Consider the following 10,862-nt stretch of genomic DNA (forward strand, 5'->3'; position numbering starts at 1 on the left):
TTAATTTTTTTCTTGCATCAATCATTTGGGTATGGCGACCAAAGCGATAGGGTCACATCTGATCTCGTCTCGATCTCAGTAATAAAGTCTATCTACGTTCTTGTTGGTACTATAAGCGGTAAACTTATGGGAAGGTTCGAAAGTTGCCAGCCCTTAAAAAAATACAAAAAAAGCTATTTTTAACTTTTAACTTATTTCTAATTTTAACATAAATTTAATTTATTGATTTTTTCTAGGATTTTAAAGACTTTTATTTTATGTAATATTTTCTATTTTTGTTGTTTTAAGTCTTATGTGTACTAACTAATTTTAAATACTTTTTTTTATATATTTAATATTTAATTAAATCATATTTTCGAGGTTTTGATATTGATTAAGTCTAAATCTTTTAATTCTAATTTTATTATTTTTATTATGATGCTTGGAACTTTCAGTATTTTATCAACTGAACTTGGTTTTGTTGGTATTCTACCACAGGTTGCCCAGTATTTTAGTATTGGAATTGATGATGCTGGTCTTTTTATTAGTTGTTTTTCAGCTATTATTGCAGTTGGCAGTCTTATTGTTCCTATTGTTGTTAGTCGTTTTAATCGTAGGCATTTGTTTATTGTAGTGCTTGCCATTATGAGTATTTTCTCATTTGCTGGTGGTCTTACTGATAATTTTTATGTTGCACTTGCATGTCGTATTGTTACTGCTATTTTTTATCCTGCATATATTTCTATTGCATTTACTGTTGCAGGTGAAATTGCACAACCTAGTGATGCTCCTCGTGCTATTAGTAAGATTGTGATGGGTATTTCTGCTGGAACTATTTTTGGTGTTCCTCTTTGTACATTTTTTGCAAATCATGGTGGATATCCTATGGCTATGTTTTGGTTTGGATTTCTTAATCTTGCTATTTGTATTCTTACTGTACTGTTTTTCCCATCAATTGAAGGTCACGAAGATGTTAATTTAAAAAGTCAGTTTTTATCTGCTAAAAGTGGTATTTTCTTAATTTCTACACTTGCTGTTGTTGTTTTTTCAACTGGTTTTTGTGGTTTTTATAATTATGCTTCATCTTTTATTCAGCTTGTTACAGGTATTGTTGGTGGTAATGTTACAGTTACTCTTTTAATTGCTGGTATTATGAGTATTTTTGGTTCATGGACTGCAGGTCGTATGCTTAGTAGTGAAGGTTCTTCATGTTTTGTTATTTGTAGTGTAGTGTGCATGTGTGTGAATTTCATATTATTTTATGTATTTGCTAGTAACTATTTAGTTGTTATTTTACTTATGGCTATTCTTGGTTTTCTTGATGGTATATTTAATAATCTTATTCAGTACTGGATTTTCTCTGCTATTCCTCAGGCTCCTGAGTTTGCAAATGGTGTGTTTATGAGTATGCTTAATGTTGGTATTACTGTTGCTACTATTTTATCAAGTCGTGTGATTGATAAGGTTGGTATTATAGGTATTATTCCTGTATGTGTTTGTATTTTAGTAGTTGCAATTGTTTTATTTGCTTATCGTATGAGACGATATCCTACAAATGATACATCTTAGAAATATCTTCTCCCTTTTTTTACTTTTTTTGTTAAAATATCTATTTTTTTATATTACTTTAGATATAAGTTATTATTACTTAATTTTTGTATATGATAAAATTTAAAAGGAGATGTGATTAGATAAATCTTAATAATTTACGTGGTAATGTTGATTTTATACTTTTTATAATGGTATTTGGAACTTTTGGTATTTTATCAACTGAACTTGGTTTTGTTGGTATTTTACCCCAGATTGCATCATATTTTAATGTGACACTTGATATGGCAGGTCTTTTTATTAGTGGATTTTCTTTTGTTATTATGATTGGAAGTCTGGTTATTCCACTTATTGTGGGAAAATGTAATCGTAAGCATTTATTTGTATTGGTATTGTTGTTTATGAGTATCTTCTCATTTGCTGGTGGTCTTACACATAACTTTTATGTTGCTCTTGCATGTCGTATTATTTCTGCATTTTTTTATCCTGCATATATTTCTATTGCATTTACTGTTGCAGGTGAACTTGTAGATCCAGTGGATGCTCCTCGTGCTGTTAGTAAGGTTGTTATGGGATTTTCTGCTGGTGAAATTCTTGGTCTTCCTATTTGTACATTTTTTGCAAATCATGGTGGATATCCTATGGCTATGTTTGCTCTTGGTTTTCTTAATTTAGTGTCATGTATTGTGACATTATTGTTTTTCCCATCAATTGAAGGTCACGTTGATGTGAACTTTAAAAATCAGCTTAAGTTGTCACGAAAGCCTATCTTGATATTATCAGCTATTGGTGTTGCAGTCTTTTCTACAGGTTTTTGTCTGTATTATAATTATGCTGCATCATTTCTGCAGATTATTTCACATATTACAGGTGAGTTTATTACATTTACATTACTTCTTGGTGGTGTTATGAGTATTGTGGGTTCATGGCTTACTGGTCGTCTTCTTGTTAAGATTCCGGGAAAGACTGTGATTGTTGCACCTGTTGTTATTTGTATTAATTTAGCATTACTTTTATTGTTTGCTACATCTGGTAATATGATTTTTATGATTGTTTTATCTGCTTTGTTTGGTTTCTTTGAGGGTGTTTTTACTAATATTATTCAGTATTGGATTATTACTGCTATTCCTCAGGCTTCAGAGTTTGCAAATGGTGTATTTATGAGTATGCTTAATGTTGGTGTAACACTTGGTGCTGTTATTGGTGGTTTTTTAATAGCTGATATAGGTTTGATGGCAATAATTCCAGCATCAATTATTATAATATTATTATCCATTATTTTATTTGCAAGTAGAATGTATAAATTTAGTAAAACTACATCTTAAATTAGGTGTTATTTTAATTTAAATAACACTTGCTTTTATTCTTTTTTTATTACTTTTTTTTAATTCTAAAAACTATTTATTATATTATACTAATTATTAAATAATTTAAAAAACAAATATATTAATATTAAAGTATTAAAATTTGAGATACTTTTTATAATGGCACTTTTTTTTATAAAATAAAACTTTTTTTTGATTAACAAAATTATATATTAAGAATAACTATTTTTTTAAAATTAAAAAACTAGGAGGTAGAAGATAACATGATGGATATAGTATCTGTATGTGTAATTGCAGTTGCTCTTGCAATGGATGCATTTAGTGTATCAATAACAAAAGGATTTACACAAAAAAATCTGACAAAAGCACAATGGCTATACTATGGAATATTTTTTGGATTTTTCCAATTCTTCATGACAGTTCTAGGATATCTATGTGGAACAACAGTAAGTGGATTTATATCATCAATTGCATCATTTGTAGGATTTATACTTCTAATGATAATTGGAGTAAATATGATACGAGAAAGTCTCACATCAGATGATGAGGAAATTACAGATAACTTCAGCTTTAAGGAAGTATTTATTCTTGCAATAGCAACAAGTATTGATGCATTTGCAGTAGGACTTAGTTTTGCAATACTAGGAAGTGAAGTATTAATACCAAGTATAATCATAGGAGTTACAGCATTTATAATCAGTCTTATAGGTGTATTTATAGGTGCAAAACTTGAAGATAAAATAGGAAAATATCTTGGAGATAAAGTGGAAATATTTGGTGGAGTAGTACTTATAATAATTGCAATTAAAATTCTTATAGGATTATAATAATAAATCCCCCCCAACTCTTTTTTTTTATTAAAACTATTTTTATATATTTTTTTAATATAACAGATGTTAATATTTATTATAGATGTTAATCTTATATTATAATATGTAGTTCTCAGGGCGGAGTGAAATTCTCCACCGGTGGTGAAAATATAAAATACAATAATATATTAAAGTCCACGAGCATAGATGATGAGATAAATAATAAATGAATATATTTCTATGCTGATTTGGTGCAACTCCAAAACCGACAGTAAAAGTCTGGATGAAAGAGAATCATAAGAAAATAAAATCTTAAACTTAATTTTTTCTCAAAAAAAATACAATGGGATATAAATAAAAATAATATATCTAAAACCTTGAAATTAAGCTAAAAGCCCTGGTTCTATTGTATTTTCTTACAAATTACTTAATAGAAAATTTTTGAAAATATACAAATACTTGATAATTAAATTAAAAACAGGAGAGAAAATATACAATGAATCAAGAAACATCAATACAAAGAGTAGAAACAGCAATAAAATATCTTCAAGATAAAAAAGGAATAATTGTAACAGATGATGAAGATAGAGAAAATGAAGGAGATATCTTCTATCCTGCTGAAACTGTAACAGAAGAACAAATGGCAATAATGATACGTGAATGTAGTGGAATAATCTGTCTATGTATGACAGATGAAGATGCAGACAGACTAGAACTTCCACTAATGGTAGAAGAAAACACAAGTACATACAAAACAGCATTTACAATAACAATCGAGGCAAGTGAAGGCGTAACAACAGGAGTAAGTGCAAAAGATCGTGTAACAACAGTACGAGCAGCAGTAGCAGATGGAGCAAAACCATCAGATCTAAACCATCCAGGACACGTATTCCCACTAAGAGCAAGAAATGGTGGAGTAGAAGAAAGAGATGGACATACAGAAGCAAATGTAGATCTAATGAAACTTGCAGGATACAAACCAATGGGAGTACTATGTGAAGTAACAAACATAGATGGTACAATGGCAAGAATGCCAGAACTTGAAGTAATATCAGAAAAATACGATATGCCAATTGTAACAATAGAAGACATAAAAGTATACAAACAAAACATGAACTAAACATGGGATATTACCAAACTATAACCTCCCACCATCATACTTTTTTTTATTATTTTTTTGGGGAATAAATAGTATAAAAATAACAACTAGGAAAAATAAAAGGGGAATTTTACCATTATATAATTTGGATGCAAGAAAAATAAAACTATATTAGAGGTAAAAACTATGACAGAAGAATTAAAACTAGTCGAACAATGCTACGACCCACTAGAATATGGATACTTACATGGATTTAACAGAAAACTAACACCAGATGAAGAAGCAAAAATAAAAGACATCATGACAAAATTTAAACCAGCAACATTTAAAAATGTCATGCAAATATCAGGAGATCCACACGGCTGGATGTGCACAGAAGAAGACATACAAAAAGTAGAAAAAGCACTAGGAATCACAAACACAGTAGAAAAAAGACGAAAACAACAACAAAAACAACAAGAAATCTATGACAAAACACGACATATAAAAGAAGAAGCACTAGAAGAAATTGAAAAAATATATGCAGGAGCACCAAGACCACCACAAAAACTAGACATACTACTAAAAGTAGCACAACAAGTATATGACCCAGCAAACAGCTTCAGAGACAACAGATTCTATGGAGGAGGACAACTATTCATAGTAACAAAGAAAAGCATATGGTATGTAATAAACAACTCACAAGAAGGAAATGACACATCAATAAACAACATACAAATCGATGATGAACCCGCAGCAATAGGATTTAAAGCACCATACACAGAACACCTACATGAGCTAATACAAAAACTAACAGAAAACAACCACTACAAAGACCCAATAGAAGATGTAGAATAAAATATAAATTATCACCACCTATATTTCACCTATTTTTATTCTTTTTTTTAAAATATACTCTATCCATATTAAAAGATGTTATAAATTAGATTTAATAAAACATTTAATTAGATAAATACATCACTACTTTTTTCTAAATTATAAAACTAAATCATATGGGAGAACATTAAAGTGAATGAAGATCAATTTGAAAAAGAATTAATACAATATCTTTCAACAGGAAACATAACAAAAGAAGAACATCTCAAAGGACTAAATCAGTATGAAAACATAGACTTCATCATAAAAAAGAAGATCTGGAAATATGAACCACAAATTAAGACAACAGAAGATCTATGGAATAACTTCAAAGAGATACTAGAGCAACACAATCAGGATAAACTACGAGGAAAACCACTCACAGATTCAGAATTTAATCAAGTAAAAAAGGTAATAACAGAACTTAAAACACCATATGATGCAGGAATATTTATATATGGAGTAAATGGAACATCACAAATTGAAGTTGATCTTGATGATGGAAGTCACATCTATCTTACAGTATTTAATCAAGACCAGATAGGAGCAGGAGATACAACATATCAGATAGTAAATCAGATAAGAAGACCTGCAAAAATAATAGGAAAACAGGAACGTCGCTTTGACACAACACTACTAATTAATGGACTTCCAATAATACAAATTGAAGAAAAAAAGGATTCATCAGCAGTAGATGAAGCACTCAACCAGATGCAACAATACATCAGTGAAAATCAATACAGTGATATATTCTCAACACTACAAATTCTAATTGCAATGACACCAGGTGATGTAAAATACATGGCAAATACAACATCTGATAAGTTTAACAAGGACTTTGCATTCCGTTGGCAGAGAAAAAGTGATAACTCAAAGATATATAATTGGAAGGAATTTGCAGATTCAATGCTAAGTATACCAATGGCACATCAAATGGCAACCAATTATATGATACTTGATGGAACAAAAAATAAACAAACACTCAAAGTAATGAGACCATATCAGGTATATGCAACACAAAATGTAATAGAAAAACTAAAAACAATAGATTTCGACTTTGGAATAAATAAGGTAGGATATATTTGGCATACAACAGGATCAGGAAAGACAATAACAAGCTTTAAAACTGCATGGCTTGCAAGTCGAATGCCAAAGGTAGATAAAGTAGTATTTTTAGTAGATAGAATTGCACTAACAAAGCAGACAAATGAAAGATATCGTGCATATGATCCTGACTCAACAGAAGATATAGTAGGAAGTATAGAAGATACAAAAAATACAACACAACTAGAACAAAAACTAAGAAAAAATGATAACAGTATAATAGTTACATCAGTACAGAAACTTGAAACATTAATGAAACGTAAAAACTTCAAAGTACCAGATAAAAACATAGTCTTCATAGTTGATGAAGCACATCGTTCAACTGGTGGTGAAACATTTGCAAAACTACAAAAAACATTTAAAAAATCAGCATGGATAGGATATACTGGAACTCCAATGTTTGATGAAACAACAAAAGGACTAAGAACAGAAGACATATTCGGACCACTACTACATGCATATACAATAAGTGAAGCAATATCAGATCATAACGTACTAGGATTTAAGGTAGACTTCCAGACAACAATAGATGAAAAACAGATAAAACAACACTACTTACCTGAATTTTATAAAGAACAACATCCAAAGTGGACACAAGATGAAATTCAACAAAAAATTGATAACCTCACAGTAGATGATATAGATGATGAAATAGAGCCAAGTTTTTATGATGAAAACATCCAACATATAAAACTTGTTGTAGATGATATATTTACAAACTGGCGTAACAGATCATGTGATGGAAAATATAATGCAATGCTAACAACACATGTAGGTGGAAATCGTGCAAGTACACCAATGGCAATGATGTATTATAATGAATTTAAAAGAGTCAATGAAGAAAAACGTAGAAATGGTGAAAAAACACTAAAGGTAGCTGTTACATTTAGTCTTAATACAACAAATAATGACACAATGCTAGAGACAAATCAGGGATTATATGAAGCAATAATGGATTATAACCAAGAATTTGGTACAAGTTTTGGACTTGACACAGTAGATGAATATAAACAAGACCTGATAAGCCGACTTGATAAAACAGCTTCAGATAGAAACTACCTTGACATAGTAATTGTGGTAGATCAACTACTAACAGGATTTGATGCACCACAACTAAATACATTATATGTAGATAGAATACTAAGAGGTGCAAATCTAATACAAGCATACTCAAGAACAAATCGTATAGATGATTCACGAAATCATACAAATGATAAACACCACACAAAACCATGGGGTCGTATAATAAACTACAGATGGCCAACAGATAATGAAAATCTTATGAATGACGCACTTGCAATCTATACAAATAAAGACTCAGCAAACTTATCTGATGAAGAAAAAAAAGAAGAAAACCAGAAAAGTGGAGTAATTGCAAAATCATACAATGAAGAGATTGAAGAAGCACGTAGTCAACTAGAAATAATAGAAGATATAACAGATAACTTCAAACAACCAGTACCAAAATCTGAAAAAGCAAAAAAACTACTAGCAGTGAAACTAAATAAATTAAATGCATCAATATCACGTCTAAAACAGTATGAACCAGAGATAATTGATGGTAAAATGGAAGGATTTGACTATGAAAATCCAACAAAAATCTTTGCAGATCTAGGACGAAGTATGGATTTGGAAGATAAAATTAAGATGACAACAAACCTGCTTAAACAAGACCTTGCAAAAGAACAAAACGTATCAGTACATGAAATTGACCTTAAAATGATACATATCAAGGATGTAGAAGTAAACTATGACTACCTAACTGAACTAACACAAGATCTAGTGAACCATGTACTACGTGATGAAAAAGATGAAGCACAAAAAGTTAAAAAAGAAATACATGAACATGCTGATACTCTGGAAAATATAGAAGAAGCAAAAAGAATCAAAAATGGGTCAAATATAATTGTAAGTGGTCAATTCCCATTTGAGGAGAAGAATATAAAATATCCAGTAAAATTTGAAAGCTATGAAGATGCAGGAGAAATCTATACAATGGCAAATGGATTTGATGCACAGATGCAAATTGACAGCTTCATAAAACAATGGGGATTAGTTGATGTTGTAACAATATCAGAACTTGAAAACCTGATAAGTACACATACCTACTCAAAAGAAGACTTAAATGATACAGAAAAGATAACAAAAATACAAAAAAAGGCAGCAAAAGACTTACAATATCAGAAAACTGCAACAGATGAAGAAGTACAAAAACTTAAAAAAATAAAATACAGAAACCAACTAAGCAAGGCAATATATAAACTAGCAGATAAACTTATTGAAATAATATAGATGATAATATGACAGATAATACACCACAAATAAGATATCCTGAATATACAGAAAAATGGAATAAATATAAACTAGGAGAAATATCTGAAAAAGTTACTAGTAAAAATAATAATTTAATATATAATGAAACATTTACTAACTCTGCAGAATATGGTGTTGTTAGTCAAAAAGATTTTTTTAATAAAAATATTTCAAATACAAAAAATCTTGATGGATATTATATAATTCAAGATAAAGATTTTGTATATAATCCTAGAATATCAAAATTAGCACCAGTAGGACCAATACGATGTAATAAATTAGGAAGAACAGGAATAATTTCACCATTATATACAGTATTTCGAACCTATAATGTAGATATAGAATATTTAGAACAGTATTTTAAATCTTCAAAATGGCATAAATTCATGTATTCTAATGGAAATAGTGGAGTAAGATCTGATAGATTCTCAATAAAAGACAAAGTACTTTTTGAAATGACTATACCATTACCATCTTTACCTGAACAACAACAAATAGGACAATTATTCCAGAAACTAGACCAACTAATAACAGCACAACAAGAAAAAATACAACACCAGAAACAAACAAAACAAGCATTACTACAACAAATGTTCCCAACAGGAGATAGTAGTATGCCAAGTGTGAGATATCCTGGATATGATGATGAATGGAGTGAATGTAAACTAAATAATATATTAACTTTATTAAAGGATGGTACTCATGAAACACATAAAGATAGTAGTGAAGGTTGTCTACTTTTAAGTGCTAAGAATATAAAAAATGGAAAAATATTTTGGAATAAAACAGATAGAATTATTTCAATAGAAGATTATAATAAAATCCATAAAAACTTTAAACTACAACAAGGTGATGTTTTATTAACAATTGTAGGATCAATAGGAGAAACAGCAATACTAAAAAATCCTGAAAATATCACATTTCAAAGAAGTGTAGCATATTTAAGACCAGATAAATCAAAACTAACAGCAGAGTATTTAAATATAGTAATTCAGACAAGACAATTCCAGAATGAACTAGACAAAAGAAAAGCAATATCAGCACAACCAGGAATATATTTAAAAGATCTACGAAAAATAAGAGTAAAAATACCATCACTACCAGAACAACAACAAATAGGACAATTCTTCCAGAAAATAGACCAACAAATACAATATAATACTACTAAATTAGAACACATAAAACAAATGAAAAAAGCATTACTACAAAGAATGTTTATCTAAAGAATAAGTAAAAAAATAACACTAGTAATTATATTTCCTGTATAATTTTTTCTCCCTTTCTCTTTTTTTTAAATTATTTTGTTCAGTTTCCACGATGGGAAATCTAGCAATTAAGACAGTTTGTTTTAAAGTACTGAAAATATATAATAAAAAATTTTTAATATTAGAATATAAAGTAGTTCTGTTTTTCTAAAGGATATGATTTCTTAGTTTTTTTCTTTCATAATAGATTGTATTGATAAATAGTATTTTTACTAATTTTTAAGTAGATAATTAAATTGTAATTATTGATTTTTTCATGTAAAAAGTAGTAGGGTGTGTATTTTTATCTAGAGAATTTATTATAAAAAGATGTTTGTATAAATTAGTTTAATATATAATAATTAGAATTATAATCAAATAAAAAAAAATAATATATTGAAAGGAAGTAAATTTTTATGAGTGATATTCAACAAATTACATCAACACTATGGGAGATGGCTAATGATCTTCGTGGATCTATGGATGCATCAGAATATAAAAACTATATTTTAGCTTTCATGTTTTATCGTTATCTTTCAGAACATCAGGAAAATTATCTTCTAAATGAGGATATTTTGGATATTGA

General features: G+C 29.1%; 8 protein-coding genes, 1 rRNA gene and 1 riboswitch. All 9 genes read left to right on the top strand.

Annotated features, from left to right (window positions below):
* The first annotated feature begins 30 nt into the window (after positions 1-30).
* Positions 31-152: ribosomal RNA gene (rrf, locus tag MRZ80_RS05320) — 5S ribosomal RNA — on the top strand.
* A gap of 265 nt (positions 153-417) precedes the next feature.
* Entirely contained in the window at positions 418-1,548 is a 1,131-nt protein-coding gene (locus MRZ80_RS05325) for an MFS transporter (RefSeq protein WP_292536991.1), read from the top strand.
* 170 nt (positions 1,549-1,718) lie between these two features.
* Entirely contained in the window at positions 1,719-2,852 is a 1,134-nt protein-coding gene (locus MRZ80_RS05330) for an MFS transporter (RefSeq protein WP_292536974.1), read from the top strand.
* A 266-nt stretch (positions 2,853-3,118) separates the two neighbouring features.
* Positions 3,119-3,679, top strand: a complete 561-nt coding sequence (locus MRZ80_RS05335) for a manganese efflux pump MntP family protein (protein ID WP_320786690.1) — start codon at positions 3,119-3,121, stop codon at positions 3,677-3,679.
* Positions 3,680-3,786: 107 nt separating this feature from the next.
* Positions 3,787-3,960, top strand: a riboswitch (FMN riboswitch).
* A gap of 197 nt (positions 3,961-4,157) precedes the next feature.
* On the top strand, positions 4,158-4,781 hold the full coding sequence (gene ribB, locus MRZ80_RS05340) for a 3,4-dihydroxy-2-butanone-4-phosphate synthase (protein ID WP_292536981.1): 624 nt from the start codon (positions 4,158-4,160) through the stop codon (positions 4,779-4,781).
* 165 nt (positions 4,782-4,946) lie between these two features.
* Complete coding sequence (locus MRZ80_RS05345; protein WP_292536984.1) at positions 4,947-5,597, top strand: hypothetical protein; 651 nt, start codon at positions 4,947-4,949, stop codon at positions 5,595-5,597.
* Between the two features lie 171 nt (positions 5,598-5,768).
* Positions 5,769-9,011, top strand: coding sequence for an HsdR family type I site-specific deoxyribonuclease (locus tag MRZ80_RS05350; protein ID WP_292536986.1), 3,243 nt, complete (start codon positions 5,769-5,771; stop codon positions 9,009-9,011).
* 8 nt (positions 9,012-9,019) lie between these two features.
* Positions 9,020-10,255 carry a restriction endonuclease subunit S gene (locus MRZ80_RS05355; protein ID WP_292536988.1) on the top strand — a complete coding sequence of 412 codons (1,236 nt, stop codon included), beginning with the start codon at positions 9,020-9,022 and terminating at the stop codon, positions 10,253-10,255.
* A gap of 437 nt (positions 10,256-10,692) precedes the next feature.
* The coding region (locus tag MRZ80_RS05360) for a type I restriction-modification system subunit M N-terminal domain-containing protein (RefSeq protein ID WP_292536993.1) at positions 10,693-10,862 on the top strand (170 nt) is incomplete at its 3' end.

It is taken from the genome of Methanosphaera sp. (genome assembly GCF_022768985.1).
Lineage (GTDB): Archaea > Methanobacteriota > Methanobacteria > Methanobacteriales > Methanobacteriaceae > Methanosphaera.

Bases quoted from the DNA above. Each gene is read 5' to 3' on its own strand.
- MRZ80_RS05335 (WP_320786690.1), top strand. From the start codon at position 3,119: ATGGATATAGTATCTGTATGTGTAATTGCAGTTGCTCTTGCAATGGAT.
- MRZ80_RS05355 (WP_292536988.1), top strand. From the start codon at position 9,020: ATGACAGATAATACACCACAAATAAGATATCCTGAATATACAGAAAAA.
- MRZ80_RS05325 (WP_292536991.1), top strand. From the start codon at position 418: ATGCTTGGAACTTTCAGTATTTTATCAACTGAACTTGGTTTTGTTGGT.
- MRZ80_RS05345 (WP_292536984.1), top strand. From the start codon at position 4,947: ATGACAGAAGAATTAAAACTAGTCGAACAATGCTACGACCCACTAGAA.
- ribB (WP_292536981.1), top strand. From the start codon at position 4,158: ATGAATCAAGAAACATCAATACAAAGAGTAGAAACAGCAATAAAATAT.
- MRZ80_RS05330 (WP_292536974.1), top strand. From the start codon at position 1,719: ATGGTATTTGGAACTTTTGGTATTTTATCAACTGAACTTGGTTTTGTT.